Below are 21050 nucleotides of genomic sequence, written 5' to 3' on the forward strand. Positions count from 1 at the left end.
CGTGCTTCCGCGTGACTGGCATCAAGGTTTGCATAGTGTCCTCAGGTGGTTAAAGTTGAGGGCCGAAACAGTATCTGCGGAGCGACGGAAATGAAAGTCGAGTTGAAAACATGGGCCGGTTTGGGTTTGGCAACGGCGCTCGCAGGGGCCGGTTTGGCCGGATGTTCGGGCGAAGCCGGTGAAAGCGGCGAAGCGGGCGAAAGCGCACAGGCGGCGCAGTCTGGCGAACTAGGCGAGGCCGGGGAGATCGGTGAAGCAGGCGAGGCTGGAGAAAACGGCGAAAGCGGAGGACCAGGCGCGCTCCCTATAGATCAACGGTTGGTCTTTATGGCTGGTCATGTCGAAGCTGGTCTTGCGCTGTATAGAGCCGGGGAAAGCGCGATGGCCGCCCCCCATTTGATGCACCCCGTATCCGAAACCCACGCCGATGAACGCGCCGGGCTCGATGCGCTTGGGTTTGACCCCGCCCCATTTGAAGGCGTTTCCGCCGCTTTGGAAGCTGGGCAAAGCGCCGATGAAATCGAACCATTGTTAAACGCGGCTGAGGCGAACCTTGCCGCGATGCGCGACGCTTCGCAGGCCGACCCCTCCGCCCAAATCCGTTTCTTGATGGAAACCGCCGTCGCAGAATACACGATTTCGGTCACCGAAGGTGTCGTCACCGATGCGGCGGAATATCAAGACGCGTGGGGCTTTGTTAAAGTCGCGCGCGACATTGCCGAAACATTGGACGCACCCAAAGCAGTTGCCGTTCGTGAAACTTTGGACACTATGCTTGACCGTTGGCCGGATAACGCACCGATTGCGCCCGATACGCCAACGGATCCTGGGCAAGTTTCTGCCCTTGCATCGCGCGTGATGCTGGACCTTCCATAAAGCTGGGCAGGCAGTGCGCGACGGATCCGCTCTTTTATTCACCTAACGAAGCGGGCATAGGCTGCGCTTATGCATGATATACGTTTGATAAGAGACGACCCAGATGGGTTTGACGCAGGGTTGGCACGGCGTGGAATTGCACCCGTTGCCAAGAGCATTCTTGCTTTGGACGAAGAGCGGCGCTCGCTATCGACCCAACTGCAGGAGGCGCAAAGTCGCCGCAATGAGGCATCGAAAGCCATTGGCAAAGCCATGGGCCAAGGCGACAAAGAAACCGCCGAAGCGTTAAAAGCCGAGGTTTCTCAATTGAAGCAATCCATGTCCGACATTGAAGAACGTGAGCGCGATTCTGGAAAGGCGTTGAAAGACGCTTTGATAGTGCTGCCCAACATGCTCGACCCGTCCGTTCCCGACGGCGAAAGCGAAGATGACAACGTATATCTTCGAGAGTGGGGTGAAAAACCGAGCTTTGATTTCGACGCGAAAGAGCACGCCGATATTGCGCCAGCCTTGGGCATGGATTTCGAGACGGGTGCGAAAATTTCGGGCGCGCGCTTCACATTCTTACGCGGTGATATGGCCCGACTTCATCGGGCATTGGGTCAATATATGATTGACACTAACACGCGTGAGCACGGATTTACGGAATGCAATCCGCCGCTCTTGATCAACGAAGAGGCCGGCTATGGCACCGGGCAATTGCCCAAATTTGCCGAAGATCTATTCCGCACAACCGATGACCGCTTGCTCATTTCGACATCCGAAATGGTGCTGGGCAATTCTTTCCGCGAACAATTGTTTGCGGAAAGCGATTTTCCAATGCGTTTAACGGCCTTGACCCCGTGCTTTCGATCCGAGGCTGGCGCGGCAGGGCGCGACACGCGCGGTTTCATTCGACAGCATCAGTTTGAAAAGGTGGAAATGATCTGTGCCTCCCTGCCCCAAGACGCAGCAGCAGAGCATGAACGGATCACGGCCGTCGCAGAAGGATTGCTGCAAAATCTCGGCCTGCATTATCGGGTAATGGCGTTGTGCTCTGGCGACATGGGCGCCACCATGATGAAAACCTACGACATCGAAGTCTGGTTGCCGGGTCAAAGTGCTTATCGTGAGATCAGTTCATGTTCTGATGGCGGAACCTATCAACCGCGCCGGATGAACGCGCGATATCGCCCCGAAGGATCGAAAAAGAGCGAATACTTCCACCTTCTCAATGGATCAGGCCTCGCGGTGGGGCGCACTTTGGTCGCGGTGATTGAAAATTACCAACAGGCAGATGGCAGCGTCATTGTACCCGAAGTTCTTGCCCCATACATGGGCGGCGTGACCAAGTTGGAACCGATTTCGTAGTGCGCATTCTCATCACCAATGACGATGGAATCCACGCACCGGGCCTCACCGTGTTGGAGGAAATAGCCCGCGAATTTTCCGATGATATCTGGGTTTGCGCTCCTTCCGAAGAACAATCGGGTGCGGGTCATTCGCTCACGCTAAATCGTCCGGTGCGTTTGCAGAAGTTTGGCGAACGTCGATTTGCTGTAACCGGCACACCCACCGATAGCGTGATGATGGCATTGCGCGAAGTGATGGGCGATGCGCCTGACCTCATCTTATCCGGCGTCAATCGCGGGGCCAATTTAGGGGATGACATCACCTATTCGGGCACCGTTTCGGCAGCGATCGAAGGGGCGTTGGCCGGCGTCCGTTCTATCGCCTTTAGTCAGGTGTACAGCCACGAAACAGCCGGGACCGATGCAGAATTCGCTGCCGCTCGGAACTGGGGTCCGAAGGTTATCAAGCCGCTGTTGGATGCTCAGTTCCCATCGCGCACTTTGATTAATGTGAATTTCCCCCCATGTTCATCCGATGCGGTCAAAGGTGTTCGAATAGTTCGCCAAGGTTTCCACGATTACGCGCGCGGCTCCATTGTCGAAGGAAAAGACCCCCGCGGGCAAAGGTATTTTTGGTTCGGCCTGCATGCTATTGAACACACGCTTGATCATGGCACCGATTTAGAAGCCATTGACGATGGCTATGTTGCGGTGACACCGTTGCAGCTCGACCTGACCCATTATGCGAGCCTTGATACGCTTGCGAGCAGGTTTGCAGAATAAGACGGCGGGACATGGCAAAAAGCGAAACCGATCAGATTTTCAAGGCAAAGCCGGACAAGACGGTGGCTGCGCGCAAGTTCAAACCTTTGAGGCGCGCGGTTAAAATCCCGGTTTGGGGCGACCTCAGCATCCGATTGGGCGCAGCCTTTTTCCTGATCTCGATTGTGGTTTTGATCCACTGGTTCGATCGCGATGGATTGGTCGACAACGTCGATGGCCATGTCAGCTTTTTGGATATCGTCTATTTCACGATGATTTCGATCACCACGACCGGGTTTGGCGACATCGCACCGGTTACGGATAAAGCCAGATTGGTCGAAGCGGTCATCGTTACGCCGATCCGGTTCGCCGTGTTCTTTATTTTCGTTGGCACCGCCTACAATTTCATCATCAAACGCAGCTGGGAGAAGTGGCGTATGGCCCGTATTCAAGACAAGCTTTCCGGTCATGTCGTCGTGCTTGGCTATGGCATTTCTGGTTCACAAAGCGTCGAGGAGCTTATTCAACGCGGCACGGACGCAAACGACATCGTGGTTGTTGATCCGAGCGAAGATCGCCTCGCTGCGGCAGAAAAACTGGGCGTGAATGTTATCGCCGCTGACGCCACGCGGGATGAAACATTGAAGGCGGTCCGCATTCAAGAGGCGCAATCCGTTCTAGTTTCGGCAGGTCGCGATGACACGTCGATCCTTATCGTGCTGACCGTTCGTCATCTTGCTCCAAAAGTGCCGATCAGCGTCGTTGTGCGCGCAGATGACAACGAATTGCTGGCCCGCCAAGCCGGGGCGAACAACGTCATCAACCCGGTCCGTTTTACCGGATTGTTGCTCGCCGGAAGCGCTAAAGGCGCGCATATCGCCGACTATTTAGCCGATCTTGCCTCGGTTTCTGGCCGCGTCCAATTGGTAGAACGCGTGGTGAAAGAAGAAGAATGCGGCTCTTCGATCACAGACCTAACCAGCGGCGGGCGCGGCCTGCGAATTTACCGCAATGGCCGCGCGATCGGTTTTTGGGAAGAGGAATGTGACAACCTCCAGCCCGGCGACGTGATTGTTGAAATTGTCCCGTCCACCAATGGCAACGGTAACGGCGAATAATCCTCTATAGGAACAGCAGGAAGACCCCGCCCATCGCGGCCATGCCAAGGGTAAAGTGTCCCGCATCGATCGCGAACAATTTGCCCGATTTGCGTTGGTACAAGTAATTGATCCCAATAGCTGGGACCATAATGCCAAGCGCGAAGCCAACGGACATCATCATCACAACATGTGGCGCTGCACCTGTGCGCGCGATCAAATGCCACAACACCATGGCGATCAACACTTCAAACAGGAATGTAAGGCCGAAGATTAGAGCCATGTTGCCGCTCTGAACATCCTCATCCGACAATCCGGCCGCGTCCTGCCACGCTTTGCCAAACAACACCCCATACCAAAGGGCACCCACCGCGAAAAACGCAGCCGCTCCGGCCAGCACAGGCCACAATGCAAAATCATTCATTGATCCATCCCTCCCTAACTGCGCCTATCTTTAACGCGATACGGGTGCGCAGGAAAGCTGGCACCTCGAAACAAAGCAGTGTAGGGGCGCTGCGCTTATGAACACCACACCCCCCCTCCCCGATGCTCAACGCGTTGCCCCACAAAAGCGTGTCGGCATGGTTTCCCTCGGCTGCCCAAAAGCTTTGGTCGACAGCGAACGTATTCTTACGCGTCTGCGCGCGGATGGCTACGCGATGAGCCCGGATTACGCCGGCGCCGATGTGGTGTTGGTGAACACTTGCGGCTTCTTAGACAGCGCAAAGGAAGAAAGCCTGGCCGCGATTGGCGAAGCCATTAATGAAAATGGCAGGGTTATAGTCACCGGGTGCATGGGCGAAGAAGCCGACGCGATCCGCGCCGCTCATCCCCAAGTGTTGGCAGTAACCGGCGCGCATCAATACGAACAAGTCGTAGACGCGGTGCATGAACACGCGCCTCCATCGCAGGGTCCCTATGTCGACCTGATCCCACAGCCCGACATCAAATTGACCCCGCGCCATTACAGCTATCTCAAGATTTCCGAAGGCTGCAATCACTCCTGTTCATTCTGCATCATCCCTGATTTGCGCGGCAAATTGACGAGCCGCCGGATTGATGCGGTGCTGCGCGAGGCGGAAAAATTGGTCGCAGCAGGAACCAAAGAGCTGCTGGTTATAAGCCAAGACACATCGGCATATGGTGTCGACACGCGGCATGAGGAACGCGATTGGAAGGGCTCCCCCGTGCGCGCTCACATGACCGATATGGCGCGCGAACTTGGCGGATTGCGCACAGCGGATGGAATCGCCCCTTGGGTGCGCCTGCATTATGTCTATCCCTACCCCCATGTTGACAAGGTCATCCCACTGATGGCTGAGGGCCTTCTTACCCCCTATCTCGACATTCCCTTCCAACACGCTGCGCCATCGGTCTTGAAACGCATGCGTCGTCCGGCGAACGAAGCCAAGGTGCTGGAACGCCTAAAGAGCTGGCGCGACATCTGTCCAGACATCGCCATTCGATCCAGTTTCGTGGTTGGGTTCCCCGGCGAGACCGAGGATGATTTCAAATACCTCATCGATTGGCTCGAAGAAGCACAGCTCGACCGGGTGGGCGCGTTCCGCTTTGAACCCGTCGAAGGGGCCAAAGCCAACGACCTGCCCGACCCAGTTCCCGAACCCGTCAAGGAAGAACGCTACGCTCGCTTGATGGAAGTCACAGAGCGCATTTCCGCCGCCAAGTTGGCCGATAAAGTGGGCCGCACTTTGCCGGTTATTATCGACGAAGTTGGCGAAGCTGACGAAGACGGCGACATCGGTGCAACGGGACGGAGCCAAGCCGACGCACCAGAGATCGACGGAGCGGTCTATCTTCGCGAAGTTCCCACCACGCTCAAAGCCGGTGACATAGTCCAAGTTGCGATCGAAGATGCCGATGCCCATGACCTTTTTGGAGCGATTGCGGGCGATCCCATTTCCGACGCTTAATCACCAAATAGGGTGGGTAGCCGTTGCGGTAGGCAATCGGATTGGCATCGGAAATTTTGAAAGCGCAAATTTTGCGAACATTGGGTAGATGAGAGATCAGCATGACCATCCAGATCTCTTCTCAATTTGCTTTCTCATTCGAGCGGCCAACATCGGCATTGTTGCAATTTGAGGTGGCCCAAACACCCGATCAAAGCGACATACAAAGCGAAACACGGATCACCGACACAGAGAAATTCTCCCGTGTGGCGGCCGATGATGGCGTTGGCGAACGGATCTGGCTCCGCGGTGCTGGGCGGATCGAGGTGCAATATTCCGCCCAAGTTTCCCCCAAACGCCAGCATCTAGAATTGACCGATTGCCGCGCGATAGAACCGCATGACCTTCCCGGGGATGCGGTCAAATATCTGCTCGATTCGCGATATTGCCGCGCCGATGACTTTCAAGGGCTGGTTGCATCAGAATTTGCGGGCACGCACGGCGGAGCGAGAATTGAGGCCATTCGTCGATGGATTTTCGATAATTTCGAATACGTCCCCGGCTCATCCGATGCGTCCACCAATGCAACCGCAAGCTTTATCAAACGACAAGGCATTTGCCGTGATTACGCGCACGTCTTCGTCACATTGGCGCGCGCGTCGTCCATTCCTGCACGGTACGTGGCGTGTTACGCACCGGGTGTCACACCACAGGATTTTCACGCAGTTGCTCAGGTCTTTGTAAGCAGCAAAACCAACCCGCAAACCGATAACCAAGCCGGCGGTTGCGACGGCTATTGGCAATTGGTCGACGCCACAGGAATGGCCGACCTTTCCAATGCCGCGATCATCGGCGTTGGCCGCGATGCCGCCGATGTTAGCTTTCTCACCACATTTGGCCCGGTTGAATTTTTGAGCAGCGCGGTCGATGTTAAAAGCCAAGTCACCGCGTAAGCCCCTGTGCGAAACGGGAAAATTGCGTAAGGTGAGAAACCATCAATGATGGGCGCATTTTGAGACTGATATTTTCGCCCATAAGCGATTGAAATGCTGTATTGTTAACGCTAACAATTGTGCGCCCTTTTTGGGCCTGATACCCGATGGGGTTTAAGGGGATTTTGATGACCGCATTTGCCGCCGATAAACTGCTCTTGTTCGGAGCGACTGGCGATTTGTCACGCCGCAAATTGTTGCCAAGCCTTTGCGCTTTGGATGCTGATGGGCTTCTTCCCGAAAATCTCGCCATTATCGGCACAGCGCGCAGCGACATGGATGACGCGACATTCCGTGAAATGGCGCGCGCCTCTTTGGAGGAATTCCTGCCGGCTGAACGCCGCGGCGGAATGGCCACGTTTCTCAATCGACTAAGCTACCAACAGTTGGACGCCAGTTCGATCGAAGGGTTCGAAACGCTTGCAGAGAAAGTCGCACAGGCAGGCGCAGCTAAAGGTGATGAAGAAGAGGCTGGCACCTCCGGCGGATTGGCGATTTTCCTATCAACCGCGCCCAGCCTTTTCGGCCCCACCATCGCAGGGCTTGAACATGCCGGTTTGACCGGCGAACGCGTGCGGATGTGTTTGGAAAAACCGCTTGGCACAGACCTTGGCTCTTCGGCAGAGATCAACGACGCGGTCGCCTCCGCGTTCAGCGAAGATCGCATTTTCCGCATCGACCACTATTTGGGCAAGGAGACGGTTCAAAATCTGTTGGCCTTGCGCTTTGCCAACATCCTGTTTGAGCCGATCTGGAATTCGAATGTGATCGAGCACGTTCAGATCACCGTCGCAGAGACTGTCGGCCTCGAAGGACGCGTAGCATTCTACGATGATGCAGGCGCGCTACGGGACATGGTTCAAAACCATATGCTGCAATTGTTGGCATTGGTGGCGATGGAGCCACCGACCAGTTTTGATGCAACGGCCGTTCGCGATGAAAAGGTCAAAGTGCTGCGCGCCCTGCGCCCGCCACAGGCCAATGAAACAGTCACCGGACAATATCGCGCCGGCGCAATCGATCGAAAGGCAGTGCCCGGTTACGATGAAGAATTGGGCAAAGATTCGAACACAGAGACGTTCACTGCGATCAAAGCGCATGTGGACAATTGGCGCTGGAAAGGTGTTCCGTTTTACTTGCGCACAGGCAAGCGTCTGCCCGAACGCGTGACGGAAATCTTGGTGCAGTTTCGATGCGTCCCACACTCCATCTTTGCCGGTGGCAAAGGCGGCACAGCATCCGGCACATCGGCTGGCACTGGCTTGCAACCCAACAGCTTGCTTATTGGCATCCAGCCCGATGAAGACATCACCTTATCGTTGATGGCAAAAGTTCCAGGTCTTGATGAAAACGGCGTGCGCCTGCGCGAAGTGCCGTTGCAAATTAAGATGCCAGACGCCTTTGTCGGACAACATCGACGAATTGCCTATGAACGCCTTCTGCTCGACCTGATCAAAGGCGATCAGACTTTGTTTGTACGCCGCGACGAAGTCGAAGCTCAATGGGAATGGGTCGATGCGATAAGGTCCGAATGGGAGGCGCATGGCGTAACGCCCAAACCGTACAATGCAGGCAATTGGGGGCCAAGCGCCGCCATAGCTTTGACGGAACGCGACGGAGTAAGCTGGCATGAGTAAGCTGCATGACACCCTGCACCGCGTGACATCGCGTGTGATCGAGAATTCTCGCAAAGGGCGCGCTGATTATCTTGAATTGATGCGGCGCGAAGCGGATCGTCGCCCCGAACATAAAGATGTCGCCTGTTCCAACCTTGCCCATGCCTTCGCCGGCGCGTTGGAGGATCAAGACGCGATGAAGTCGGGTCGCGGGCCCAATATCGGTATTGTTACAGCCTACAACGACATGCTTTCAGCACACCAACCCTATGGTCGGTATCCTGATCGCTTGAAAATCTTTGCCCGTGAAGTCGGCGCAACCGCGCAGGTTGCTGGTGGCACCCCGGCCATGTGCGACGGCGTAACGCAAGGCGAAGACGGAATGGAGCTATCGCTTTTCAGCCGCGACAACATCGCCATGGCAACGGGCGTCGCCTTGTCGCATCAAATGTATGATGGCGTGGCGGCGTTGGGCATCTGCGACAAGATTGTGCCGGGGTTGATTATCGGCGCGTTGCGGTTTGGCCATTTGCCGGCGATCTTTGTTCCATCCGGCCCCATGCCAAGCGGCATTTCAAACAAGCAAAAACAAGAAACCCGTCAAAAATACGCAGCCGGCGAAGTCGGTCGCGACACATTGCTGGAAAGCGAGCTCGGCTCTTATCACTCGCCGGGCACTTGCACTTTTTTCGGCACCGCCAATTCCAATCAGATGATGATGGAGATGATGGGGCTCCATGTGCCAGGCGCGGCCTTTGTCCAGCCGGGCACCAAATTACGACAAGCCTTAGACCGAGCGGCCGTTCACAGATTGGCTCAATTGGCCGGCACAACCGAAAGAACATTGGCGCAAGTGATCGATGAAAAAGCGATCATCAACGCCGTCATTGGCCTGCTTGCGACTGGCGGATCCACCAATCACGCGATCCATATTCCCGCAATGGCACGTGCAGCAGGGATTCACATTGATTGGAGCGACATGGCCGAGCTGTCGAGCGTCGTTCCCTTGCTTGCCCGAGTGTATCCCAACGGCGCGGGCGATGTGAACCATTTTCACAGCGCGGGCGGCATGGCTTATGTCATCGATGAACTGGTGAATGCAGGCCTCGCCCATGGAGATATCCTTACAGTTTGGGACGACGGATTGTCGGCCTACGCATCAGAGCCGGTTTGGCAGGATGATGAGCTGGCATGGCAGAAGGTCGAAGCATCTCGCGATGAAACGATGCTTCGTCCGGCGAGTGACCCATTCCAGACTGACGGCGGGATGAAGCTTTTGACCGGCAATCTGGGCCGCGCCTGTTTCAAATCGTCGGCGGTCTCCAAAGATCGTTGGACCATAAAGGCGCCGTGCCGCGTTTTCGAAACACAAAGCGCGGTGACCGATGCATTTAAGGCCGGTGAACTGGATCGCGATGTCGTCGTCGTGGTCCGTTTCCAAGGGCCAAGAGCCAACGGAATGCCAGAATTGCACGCTTTGACGCCGTCTCTCGCTGTGCTTCAAGATCGCGGGCACAAGGTTGCATTGGTTACGGATGGCCGCATGTCTGGCGCTAGCGGCAAAGTGCCTGCTGCCATTCACATAACACCCGAAGCAAAGGCCAAGGATGGGAAGGCCGGACCGCTCAGCTTGCTGCGCGATGGGGATATTGTTCGGGTTTGTGCCGCAACCGGCGCGCTCTCAACCTCGGCAGATCTGACCGATCGCATTCCCGCCAAAGAGCCTATTGCAGAGCATGGCGTTGGGCGCGAACTTTTCCGGATGTTCCAAGTGCACGCCGATGGAGCGGAACAAGGCGCATCGGCCATGCTGGCCAGCGCGGGACTGTAATAGGATGGTTGGCCCAGAGATTACAACGCGAGACATCGTCGCGGTTGATATTGGCGGCACCCATGCAAGGTTCGCAATTGCCTCCATCAAGAACGACGGAACCGTTGGGCTAAGTGAACCGGTCACATTGAAAACCGAAGCGTTCGCCAGTTTTGAAACAGCTTGGGGCGCCTTTCGCGCGCAGATGGGTGGAGATCTACCTCGCGACGTTGCAATGGCCGTTGCCGGGAGAGTGAACCCCGACATCATCCGGTTTACCAACAATCCATGGATCATTCGACCGCCCTTGATCGAAGAAAAACTGGGTTGCAATCGCCATCTTATCGTCAATGATTTCGAGGCGGTCGCGCATGCCGCCGCGCGCGCATCATCGGATGAATTTGTCCACCTAACCGGACCCGATCAAGACTTACCCGATACCGGCACAATCTCGGTTGTTGGCCCAGGCACTGGGTTGGGGGTTGCGTATTTCTGGCGCAAAGCGGGCGACGACTATCGCGTTCAAGCGACAGAAGGCGGGCATGGCGATTTCGCGCCGCTTGATGCGATTGAAGACGCGATTTTAGCGCGGCTGCGCAAACAATTAACCCGTGTGTCCAACGAACGCGTGGTGTCGGGCCCGGCGATTGTCGATATCTACCACGCGCTTGCCGCGCTTGAGGGGCGCGCTGTCCATGAATTGGACGACGTTGCCGTGTGGAGCGCGGGGGTATCCGGCGGCGAAAATGGCAGAGACAGCCTAGCATCTGCCGCGGTGGACCGGTTTTGTTTGGCGTTGGGCTCCGTTGCGGGCGATATCGCGTTGACCCAAGGCGCGAATGGCGTAGTGATCGCGGGCGGGCTCGGTTACCGGATCCGCGACACTTTGCTATCATCCGGCTTTGCCGAACGATTTAAGGCGAAAGGGCGGTTCGCATCCCTCATGGCGACCATGCCCGTTAAACTTATAAGCCATCCGCAACCCGGCCTTTTCGGGGCGGCGGCGGCGTTCAGCCAAAAGTATTTTGAGGACCTATGACCATGACGCTCCCCCTGAATTCTGTCGCCGATCTTGGTGAACGGTTGAAGGAATTGCACGCCCGAACGCGCGAAACCCCTTTGTTCAATCCTGTTTTCCAATTGGGATTGGACTTGTCGCGCGATCTCGAAGGCGGGGGAACAGACCTTGATGCACTCGAAAGTTTGGTCGCAGAATTGGAATGCGGCAGTTTAAAATCGCGAGCAAAGCGCCTTGAACGCTTGCTTGCTCCGGTTGGCGAGACGGACAATCGCGCCGATCTCGCATCGGTTTTTGAACGCGACGGGTCATTTGATGCGTTCAAAGCACGCTGGGAAACGCCGCGTCTCCACGCGGTTTTCACCGCGCATCCGACCTTTCTGTTGACCCCTGCCCAAACCGGGGCCGTTGCGGACAAAGCGACAAAAGGCACGACGATCAATCGGGAAACCTGCGCATCGGGCGAAGAACGCCCGGCGGTCACCCTTCAGTATGAACACGAACAGGCGATGGCGGCGATCGCTGATGCGCAAGATGCGCGCGCCGATATCGTCTCTGAAACACTAAATCATGCCGCCGCGACGTGGCCGGATGATTGGCATGATGTGACCCCATTGCCGTTTCGTTTCGCGACATGGGTCGGCTATGACATGGACGGTCGCACCGACATCAAATGGTACACATCGATCCTGTTCCGACTTCAGGAAAAAGCGATGCGTTTGGCGCGTTATGCGAAGGCGCTAGAGGCTATTGATGCTGCCCACCCCATTGTAGCCAAACTGCGCGCGGCCGAAGACCACACCAATATGTGTGCGACTGCGTTTGCCGATGACCTTACCGATCCGGCGGATTTGTCACGCGCAGCGAACCAATTGACCGCCGACAGTCCGGACAAATTGACTTCATTGGGCGATATTATTGCCACGCTAGAAGCAGACTCTCGGGGCGCCTCCGATACGAGCACAGCCGTTGCATTAAAAACACTGGCCGCCACGATGCGGTCTGATGGCCTTGGTATGGCGCATGTCCATTTCCGCGTGAACGCGAAACAATTGCACAACGCAATCCGCAGCCATTTGAGCGACACACCCGAACTCGATCTGGCCAGCAAGGGGGCGATGGGAACTTTGCGGCGAATGCTCGCGGATGTTGAACCCAAACGCACCAATTTCGCCAGCCTCGCCATCGAAAGCTCAACGGCGACGCGGCAATTCTTGGCCATAGCGCAAATACTCGGACACATCGACGCCGACACGCCCATTCGGATGTTGATTGCGGAATGCGAACAACCATCCACTGTGTTGGCTGCGTTGTATCTGTCGAAACTGTTTGGAATTGATGATCGGGTCGATGTCTCTCCTTTGTTTGAGACTGAAAGCGCGCTTGAGCATGGCGGCCGCTTCCTCGAGGCTTTGTGCGCCGAAGAGCAATACCAATCCTACGCACGACTGCGCGGCCGTGTGTGTATCCAAACCGGCTTTTCGGACGCTGGCCGGTTTGTGGGTCAAATCCCAGCCAGCCTTGCGATTGAGCGGCTGCATGGGCGCATGGCGCAGGCCATGGCACGCAACAATTTGGCCGATGTCTCCGCATTGATCTTCAACACCCATGGCGAAAGCATGGGACGCGGGGCACATCCATCCGGCTTTGCCGACCGATTGACTTGGCCGATGAGCCCTTGGGCACGCAGTCAGTTTGCCGGGTCGGACATTGAGCTGGAGCCCGAAGTCAGCTTCCAGGGCGGCGACGGGTATATGTATTTCAGAGGGCCCGAGCTGGCCCGCGCCACGTTGACCCGGATCATCACGCAAAGCCCCGACTCAACCCGGGAAAACACCGACCCATTGTACACGCGCACGGACATCAGCCTCGATTTCTATCGTGCGATACGCGCGCATCAACGCGCTCATTTGCGCAGCGCAACCTATTCTCGCGCCGTAACCGCGTTCGGATTGGGCCTTCTCAATTCCACCGGAAGCCGAGTTTCCCGCCGCCAATCCGACCTTTCGGCGGATCGCGACATGAACCTACGGCAGATCCGCGCAATCCCGCACAATTCAATCCTTCAACAATTGGGTTATCCAGTGAATGTCATCGCTGGGATAGGCTCTGCGGCTGACGGAAATTACGAAGAGGTCGCCGCGCTGTTGACCGAAAGCGAGCGGGGTCAGCAATTGCTGCGGCTTGCGCGGACGTCCAACGCATTGGCCAGCGTTAAGACCGTCGCGGCCCACGGCGAATTGTTCAATTCCGCCTACTGGGCGACCCGCCCCTATCGAGGGACAGAGCCGCATTTGTCGCGCGCTTGCGAAGTGTTGGCGGAATATCTGACCAAGGATGATCGCACCGGCGTGTTCCGGCGGCTTGCCTCACGATTGCGCGTCGACGCGCTCAAATTCCATCGGTTGTTGGACCACCTTCCGCCAGAAGAACCCGAACCGACAACAGAGAACACCCGTCGCATGATTGGTGCGGCGCAGGCTCTAAGACTCGCTTTGATGCAGCATATTTTCTTGAAGGCCGTGTCCGTTCCGGTGTTTAGCCGCGCGAACGACATCAGCCGCGAAGATGTTTTGGAAATGGTGTTCAGTTTGCGAATTGACGATGCATTGGCCCAAATGCGGCGCGCTTTCCCGACGCATTTCCCATCGACCAGCGATTTTGCGATGGATGCTCCCGCCGATTATCCGGATGCGTCCGTCGAGGGGTATGCGCAAATCACGCGCGACTACATCGATCCGATTGAGCGAGCCTACGCGTTGATGTTGCGGCTGTCTGTGGCAATCGCCAATCAATTTGGAGCGCACGGATAAAGCGCTAGGGATCCGATCCATCGCGGCTCTCTTACGAATTTTTACATATTAACCTTTGCTCTGCCCCCGTCCCCCGAAGGGACGGCGGGCCGTTTGCGCCCGTTAGTCACTGGCCGTTCACCGCCGAAAGCGGCATAACGTGGGCCAGTTACAAAGAGCGTTCCTTTAAGGATTCGCATTTAGGATTTTGGCATGATGGCTTTTACAACCCTCCGATTGACCGCCTTTGCTGCTGCCGCTGCGCTTCTTGGCGGGGCTACACTTGTCGCTGCACAGAGCTCTGTCGATGATGCCGCAGACGCCGCTGTCGAAGTTGCTGCCGACGCAGAAAGTGCCATTCGCGCGATTGACCCCACGACCGGCGGTGCCTCACTTGTTGTTGATCCTAGCTTGCCTCAACCCTACGACGTGCAAGCGACCGACGTCGAAGATCTACCAGAACTTCCGCCTGCACCGGTCACAGCGTCTTTGCCGGCACCTGTTGCCGCCCCTATTCTGCCTGAGCCAACAATCGCAGTGGAAGAGGCGCCTCGAGGTCCAGCCGCCCGCATGATTTCAAATCCGCAAGTGCAGGCCACCCCTGCCCCCACACCTTCTGCCCCGCGGATCGCAGTCAGCGATGATCCATTTGTGGTCAAAAGCATCCTTCCGATCGAAGGCACTATCCGATACGGAGAATGGTATTGGGACGAATCCCGTGCCCCTGCGACAGGTGAATTGGTGATGACCGTGGACCTCGATGCCCGCGTCATTAGCGTTTTCCGCGATGGTCACGAAATTGGAACAGCGGTTGCGCTGCTGGGCACCACATCGCATCCGACCCCGCTCGGCACCTTCCCGATTTTGACCAAAGAACGCGACAACGTTTCGGAGAAATACAACAACGCGCCAATGCCATGGACTCTACGTCTGACTTGGGATGGCATCGCCATCCACGGTTCGCCGGTCCAAAACGGCTATGCGTCGCATGGTTGCATTGGCGTGCCTGATCCGTTTGCCGAAAAACTGTTCGAAATTGCTAAGCGCGGTGATCGTGTTGTGATCACACGCGGTCAAATGATCGGCATTGGCGACAAAATTATGTCCTAATGCGCGTTGCGAGGCGGTTCGGGTGAGAACCGCCAGACGCGCATTTCAACGCCCACCTTTGCGACTTTTTCAACGCCTGCCATGGCAAGAACGCCGCCAATCGATGCGTTGTTACCGCGCCACAATCGATCCGCTGCACGCCCCGCTTCACTGCGCGTCACGCGGCCACCCAGTTCAGCGATGATCCGGCAAACCGTTTCAATTTGAATGGTCCGCGGAACGTTCACGCAATACTGCAATGCGGGCTGAACGGCGGCATCGGGATCAGGGGCGACCATTTCGGCCCAATCCAGTTCGGCGTACCATTCAAGCGCTCGCCATCCTTCCGCCAAATGACCCGCGCTGCTCGCTAAGGCTTCTGCATCCAACCAATCGTGCTTTGCCAAATGATCGCGCACTCGGACCCTGTCAAAAGCACGGTTGGAGTTTGAAGGATCGTTGACGGCAAGTATCCCAGCGTCACCCACCAAGGCCTCCAATTCACCCTTGCGCGCCCATAAGAGCGGCCGGATCAACGGGATATCTGAATTGGGTAGTGACGACCACGACCGCACTCCGGCCAACCCTGCCATTCCGCTGCCGCGAGCCAAACGCATCAACAGTGTTTCGGCCTGATCATCGGCATGATGCGCGGTGGCAATGGCGCCAACGCCATCTTCTTGTGCCCATCGTGCCAATGCGGCGTAGCGCGCATCTCGGGCTTTTGCTTGGACATTGCCGGGCCCGACATCAACGCGAACGCCAGTGAACGGCACGCCCAATTGCAAGCAGATCCCTTCGACCAAGGCAACTTCGTTGTTCGCCTCAAGCCGAAGTCCGTGATCGATGCTGAGAACGGCAATATTGCCGGGCATTGCCGCATGAGCCAGCAACAACAAAGCGAGGCTATCCGGCCCGCCAGATACGGCCAGCCCCAATGGGCCCGCCGCACCTACATCCGATGGATCGCGATCCTCCTGCGGCCACAGTTCGTCGACTGCGTCACGAAAGCGCGCAACAACATCCGTATGACGTTGTTTCAGACGAGCAATGTCAATGGACGTATCAATCAGCGCCCCCTAACCAGGCCAAGCATAAGCGTTATTCGCAGGTTACTCGGCGCAAATTGCTCTCATACTGATCTGCCAAACGGCCAGAAGCTACCGCCGGATACGTGTCGCCAAATTCGGCCAAAGCGATACAGGCACGCCGTGTGTCTTCCATCGCAATCATCGACTCAGCCAAATACAGCAAGCTGTCAGGCGCCCGTCGGGCGGTGCGATCCGCTTGATAATTGCGCAGGAACCATCGCGCCGCCTCTTCGGGCATATTATCATCAAGGAACGCCCGGCCCAGTAGATTTCGGCCATAGGTTAGACGGAAATGGTCGGGATACCCTTCGACATAAGACGCGAGTTGTTGGCGAGCTTCAGGATAAAAGCCTGCATTCCAAAGTCGGAAACCGTATGAATATTCATCATCGCCTGCATCTTCGGACTGTGGCTTGGTGATTTCCTGAACCGCTGCGATCCGTTCTGGCGATGGTCCCGTTGCGACATCGCTACTGTCGGCCCCTGCGGTGGACGCGCTGTTTTGGTCGGATGATTGTAGCGAGGTGCTTGCGGAATCAGCGATCGCACCGTCTGACGTTGTCGTGCCGGTTGCTGGCGCAGCCACGGCCCGGTCTTCAAGCGCAGTTACACGAACGTCCAAACCACCAACCGCGTTGGCATTTTCTTCTGTGAGAGCGGTTAAGCGTTGCAATTGAATTTCCAATGCATCCAACCGCGCAAGAATATCGGTCACTGCCGTCGTCGATGGCGCGTTTGAGCGTGCTCCATTCGTGCTCCCTGATCCATCGGACGAAATTTGCGGCTCAAAAAAGCGGCCATCACCACCAGGGAAAACCGTGCGTTGTAGAGCGCGGATTTCCGCTTCGGCGCGGCGAAGGCGGGATTCTGTATCGTCTTGCGCCATCGCCGGAACAGGCGTGGTCGCGACAAGAGCTGCGCAAACAAGTGCGCCAATCGCTGGGGCGGCGCTCAATGCAGTGATCTTCAATGGCGGCATCTTAAAAGAGGTCATGGCGGGTTAGGCTCCCAAAACTTGCTTTGGCGCGATTACGCGAAGGACATAAGTCATCGTCGGCGTAGAATTGCGCGCATGAACACAGGTGGAATCTGTGCCCAACCGTCGGCCTCAAGTCGACCCCGCAAAGCGACTTATCGGGGGAATGCGCGGCAATCAGGTCAAAACGAGCCAGAGCCTTGGGTGAAAGAGAAAGAGCAGCGGTGCACTATCAACGCACCGCCAATATTGCCCAATCGGCTGCTTAGTTCACAGACTGCGCAGCGCCGGCCAAATCAGAACGCGCCAAAAGCGCATCGGCGGAAATTGGTGCATCACCCAACGTGATCGGCTCTTCTGCCAATTTGGGCACCGATTGTCCGCCGATCGTTATCGAAAACAAATCAGGCCGGCCGGTGTTGATACGCGGATCGACAGCGGCTTCTGGCACTTCGAATGTATCGCCAGTTGCCATGCCCGCCTCGAACAACACTTCCCCGCCATCGTCGTAAAAACGGACCCATTGGAGATCTTCGAGCGCGGTAAAAATCACCTGTCCACCCGAAATCGCTGGCGCGTTGGAACCTTCGCCCTGCGTGGGGTTGGATGCATCGGCCAATGCCTCTTCGTCGGTTGCTTCTTCGGTATTTGCAATAAGAGAGGCTGGATTGGCCCCTGCGCCAAAATAGGTGCTGGCGAAAGCGATGACGCCAACCGCCAAAGCAAAGGCCGCAAAGCCACCAAACCACGCAAGGCCTCGCGAAGGCAGTTTCGCGGGATCGCCGGGCTCCATCCCTCCCGCCATTGCGGAATGTTGTGCATGACCATCGGCCAATTCTTCGCGCACAGCCTGGGCGATTTCTTCGGGATCCAAATCAACCGAACGAGCGTAGGTTTTGGCAAATCCAATCGCGTAAGTCCGCGAAGGCAAATTGTCGAAATCACCGGATTCGATGGATTGCAGATGACGCACGGGGATGCGTGTCTCTGCCGCAATATGCGACAACTCCAATCGCTTCTCTTCGCGCGCTGAACGCAGGCGATCGCCAGGTCCAGCGGGCACTGTTTCAACAGGCTCGCCTAGCTCTTCGGTGTTGCTGTCCAGTTCGCTATCCATGACCCCATCCACTTAACCGTGGTTTTTGGATTCGTTGTAAACCCGTTGAAGCTGCCAGACTTACCAGCTGTCAAGGATTCACTGCGTAAAATCATGTATTGGCCGCCGAAGTGACCGAGAACAGAGCCAATTAGAGCTTTTCGATGGCCAAAACGCGGAAAATGACGCTTTTGCAGGTCCGGTTCGAACGCGGCTTCAAATCCTGATCAATCGACTTCGATGTCTCTTTCAGCGGCCCATGCGGTCAACTCTGTGCGCAGGTTGGTCTCGGGATTGGCGAGCCATGTTTCCATTGCGGCGCTGATTTCGTTCAGATCAACCTTTCGGACCAGTTCTTTGATTGGCCCAACCGCAGCCGGAGTAATCGACAATCGACGATATCCAATCCCAAGCAGCGCCAACGCCTCCAATCGGCGCCCGCCCATCTCACCACAAACACCGATCTCAACATCGCTGCCGACATTCGATCGGATGACCCGCCGCAAGAACCGTAAAATCGGCATGCTGAGCCAATCGTACCGCTCCGCCAATGCCGGATTGCCGCGATCCGCAGCGAATAGGAATTGGGTCAGATCATTGGTCCCGATCGACAAAAATGACAATTTGGGCAGCAGCAGATCGAGCACCTCAGCCAAGGCGGGCACTTCGAGCATCGCACCATATCGGACATGCTCCGGCACACGCTTCTTCTTTGATCTCAAGAATTTCAATTGATCTTCGAATACCGCCTTTGCATCATCAAATTCCCATGGCTCCGACACCATCGGGAACATGACATACAATGAGCGTCCGGCCGCCGCCTCTAGCAACGCACGCGCCTGCGCTTTCATCAACCCTTCGCGGTTAAGCGCCAGCCTTAGAGCCCGCCACCCCATCGCAGGATTTTCATCATTCGCTGCTATGTCTGAATTGAGGTAAGGAACAGCCTTGTCGCCGCCAATATCAACCGTGCGGAAGATAACTGGTTTGTCACCCGCCGCGTCCAACACATCACGGTACAATCGCAATTGTCGTTCCCGTTGCGGCAAAGTTGCCGAGACTAGAAATTGGAATTCGGTCCGAAACAAGCCGACGCCATCGGCACCCGTCAGCGCAAGCGAGCTGATGTCGTCGCGCAAACCGGCATTCATCATCACCTGAATGCGCGTCCCGCAACGCGTGAACGGTTCGACATCGCGTAAAGTCGCATAGGTGGCCTGTTTCTCGCGTGACTTGGCAAAGCGCTGAGCAAAAACCTCAGCGACTTGAGATTGAGGCCGCACAGTTGCGGTGGCGGCCGTCGCGTCCAATAGGATTTCATCGCCCTCACGCACGATCCCGCGAAGGCTTTTCGCCCGACCCAAAACCGGGACATTCATCGCCCGCGCGACAATGACAACATGCGCCGTGAGCGAGCCTTCTTCGAGGATGACGCCTTTCAAACGACGCTTGTCATATTCGAGCAATTCCGCCGGTCCCAAATTTCGCGCGATAAGGATCGTGTCCTTGCGCAATCCTTGCTGGGCGGCGGTCCCAATCTGCCCAGCGACAATGCGAAGCAGGCGATTGGCCAAATCTTCCAGATCATGCATGCGATCCGCCAACAACGGATCGTCAATTTCTCGCATGCGCATCCGGGTGTGCTGTTGCACCCGCTCAATCGCCGCTTCTGCGGTTAGACCGCTATCGATCGATTCATTGATGCGACGCGACCAACCTTCATCATAAGCAAACATTTTGTAGGTCTCTAAGACCTCTTCATGTTCGCCGCCGATGCCAAATTCAGCTTGGCCGGCGAGAGTGTCGATCTGTTCGCGCATTTTATCAAACGCGCGATAAACCCGCTCCCGCTCCGCCTCGATATCGTCCGCCATCACCTGAGTGATTTGAACGCGCGGTTGGTGATAGGCGGCGATCCCGGCGCCTAAACCCTTCACCAAGGTAAGACCGGATATTGTCTGTTGACCGGATTGAGTTGGAGACAGACCGAGCGCTTCTTCTTCGTCTACCAATTCGGCGTTGGCAATCAATTCGGATAAGACCATCGCCGTGGTCTGCAACGCCTCAATCTCGATCTCTTCGTACCGGCGCGGGTCAAGATGCTGCACACACAACACGCCCACGGCGCGTTCGCGATAGACAATCGGTACGCCAGCAAAGGAGTGGAATTTCTCCTCTCCTGTCTCTGGCCGATATTGAAAATCAGGATGCGCCTTAGCCTCAGCCAGATTAAGGGTTTCGACATTATCCGCGATAACACCGGTCAACCCTTCCCCGATCGCCATGCGCGTAACGTGCACAGCCTCTTGATTAAGGCCGCGCGTCGCGAACAATTCCAACATCCCTTCGCGCAGAAGATATATTGAGCACACCTCGGACGTAAGGCATTCACCAATCGTCTCTACGACCTGATCAAGTTTGCCTTGGGCATGCATCCGCGATGCCATCACTTCGTGCAGACGAGTGAGGATTTGACGGGCAGAGTTGGAAGCAGCGGCGGTCATGGTGGATACGGGTTAGAGGCCAGAGCCCCTCTCTGCAATGGGCCTACACGACGAGCGAACGCCCAAACCGGGACCGTGACCGCTGCGACC

The 21050-nt window shown here is 56.5% G+C and carries 16 protein-coding genes; 11 read left to right on the plus strand and 5 right to left on the minus strand.

Annotated elements, in window-relative coordinates:
* Positions 1–90: 90 nt before the first annotated feature.
* The 4 genes from BQ8290_RS01685 to BQ8290_RS01700 all read left to right on the plus strand — a co-directional run bounded on the left by BQ8290_RS01685 (position 91) and on the right by BQ8290_RS01700 (position 4087).
* Positions 91–876, plus strand: coding sequence for a collagen-like protein (locus BQ8290_RS01685; RefSeq protein WP_108787087.1), 786 nt, complete (start codon positions 91–93; stop codon positions 874–876).
* A gap of 69 nt (positions 877–945) precedes the next feature.
* Positions 946–2226, plus strand: coding sequence for a serine--tRNA ligase (gene serS / locus BQ8290_RS01690; RefSeq protein ID WP_108787089.1), 1281 nt, complete (start codon positions 946–948; stop codon positions 2224–2226).
* Entirely contained in the window at positions 2226–2990 is a 765-nt protein-coding gene (gene surE, locus BQ8290_RS01695) for a 5'/3'-nucleotidase SurE (RefSeq protein WP_108787091.1), read from the plus strand. Before serS ends, surE begins: the two co-directional genes overlap by 1 nt.
* An 11-nt stretch (positions 2991–3001) precedes the next feature.
* Positions 3002–4087, plus strand: coding sequence for an NAD-binding protein (locus BQ8290_RS01700; protein ID WP_108787093.1), 1086 nt, complete (start codon positions 3002–3004; stop codon positions 4085–4087).
* A gap of 4 nt (positions 4088–4091) precedes the next feature.
* Here BQ8290_RS01700 and BQ8290_RS01705 read toward each other — a convergent pair whose 3' ends face one another.
* Positions 4092–4490 (minus strand): DUF1761 family protein, encoded by a 399-nt coding sequence (locus BQ8290_RS01705; RefSeq protein ID WP_108787095.1) that lies wholly within the window; start codon positions 4488–4490, stop codon positions 4092–4094.
* A 97-nt stretch (positions 4491–4587) separates the two neighbouring features.
* On the opposite strand from BQ8290_RS01705, the gene rimO reads away from it, so the two are divergent.
* The 7 genes from rimO (at position 4588) to BQ8290_RS01740 (ending at position 15314) form a co-directional block, all read left to right on the plus strand.
* The gene (gene rimO, locus BQ8290_RS01710) at positions 4588–5997 is read left to right on the plus strand and encodes a 30S ribosomal protein S12 methylthiotransferase RimO (RefSeq protein WP_108787097.1); all 1410 of its coding nucleotides are present in this window, start codon (positions 4588–4590) and stop codon (positions 5995–5997) included.
* Between the two features lie 101 nt (positions 5998–6098).
* A complete protein-coding gene (locus BQ8290_RS01715; protein ID WP_108787099.1) occupies positions 6099–6929 on the plus strand; it encodes a transglutaminase domain-containing protein in 831 nt (276 codons plus the stop codon).
* Positions 6930–7096: 167 nt separating this feature from the next.
* Positions 7097–8605 (plus strand): glucose-6-phosphate dehydrogenase, encoded by a 1509-nt coding sequence (gene zwf, locus BQ8290_RS01720; RefSeq protein ID WP_108791735.1) that lies wholly within the window; start codon positions 7097–7099, stop codon positions 8603–8605.
* Complete coding sequence (gene edd, locus BQ8290_RS01725) at positions 8598–10415, plus strand: phosphogluconate dehydratase (protein WP_108787101.1); 1818 nt, start codon at positions 8598–8600, stop codon at positions 10413–10415. Before zwf ends, edd begins: the two co-directional genes overlap by 8 nt.
* 4 nt (positions 10416–10419) lie before the next feature.
* A complete protein-coding gene (locus BQ8290_RS01730; RefSeq protein WP_108787103.1) occupies positions 10420–11433 on the plus strand; it encodes a glucokinase in 1014 nt (337 codons plus the stop codon).
* 2 nt (positions 11434–11435) lie between these two features.
* Positions 11436–14225, plus strand: a complete 2790-nt coding sequence (locus BQ8290_RS01735) for a phosphoenolpyruvate carboxylase (RefSeq protein ID WP_108791737.1) — start codon at positions 11436–11438, stop codon at positions 14223–14225.
* A 192-nt stretch (positions 14226–14417) separates the two neighbouring features.
* On the plus strand, positions 14418–15314 hold the full coding sequence (locus tag BQ8290_RS01740) for a L,D-transpeptidase family protein (protein ID WP_337660899.1): 897 nt from the start codon (positions 14418–14420) through the stop codon (positions 15312–15314).
* On the opposite strand, the gene tilS is transcribed toward BQ8290_RS01740, so the two are convergent.
* From tilS to ptsP, 4 genes are all read right to left on the minus strand, one after another.
* Positions 15311–16231, minus strand: coding sequence for a tRNA lysidine(34) synthetase TilS (gene tilS, locus BQ8290_RS01745; protein ID WP_337660900.1), 921 nt, complete (start codon positions 16229–16231; stop codon positions 15311–15313). The genes BQ8290_RS01740 and tilS overlap by 4 nt on opposite strands.
* Positions 16232–16394: 163 nt before the next feature.
* Positions 16395–17378, minus strand: coding sequence for a tetratricopeptide repeat protein (locus BQ8290_RS01750; RefSeq protein ID WP_337660901.1), 984 nt, complete (start codon positions 17376–17378; stop codon positions 16395–16397).
* Positions 17379–17625: 247 nt separating this feature from the next.
* Entirely contained in the window at positions 17626–18477 is an 852-nt protein-coding gene (locus BQ8290_RS01755) for a RodZ domain-containing protein (protein WP_108787107.1), read from the minus strand.
* A gap of 206 nt (positions 18478–18683) precedes the next feature.
* A complete protein-coding gene (ptsP, locus tag BQ8290_RS01760; protein WP_108787109.1) occupies positions 18684–20960 on the minus strand; it encodes a phosphoenolpyruvate--protein phosphotransferase in 2277 nt (758 codons plus the stop codon).
* Positions 20961–21050 lie beyond the last annotated feature (90 nt).

The organism is Erythrobacter sp. Alg231-14 (assembly GCF_900149685.1).
Taxonomy (GTDB): Bacteria; Pseudomonadota; Alphaproteobacteria; order Sphingomonadales; family Sphingomonadaceae; genus Erythrobacter.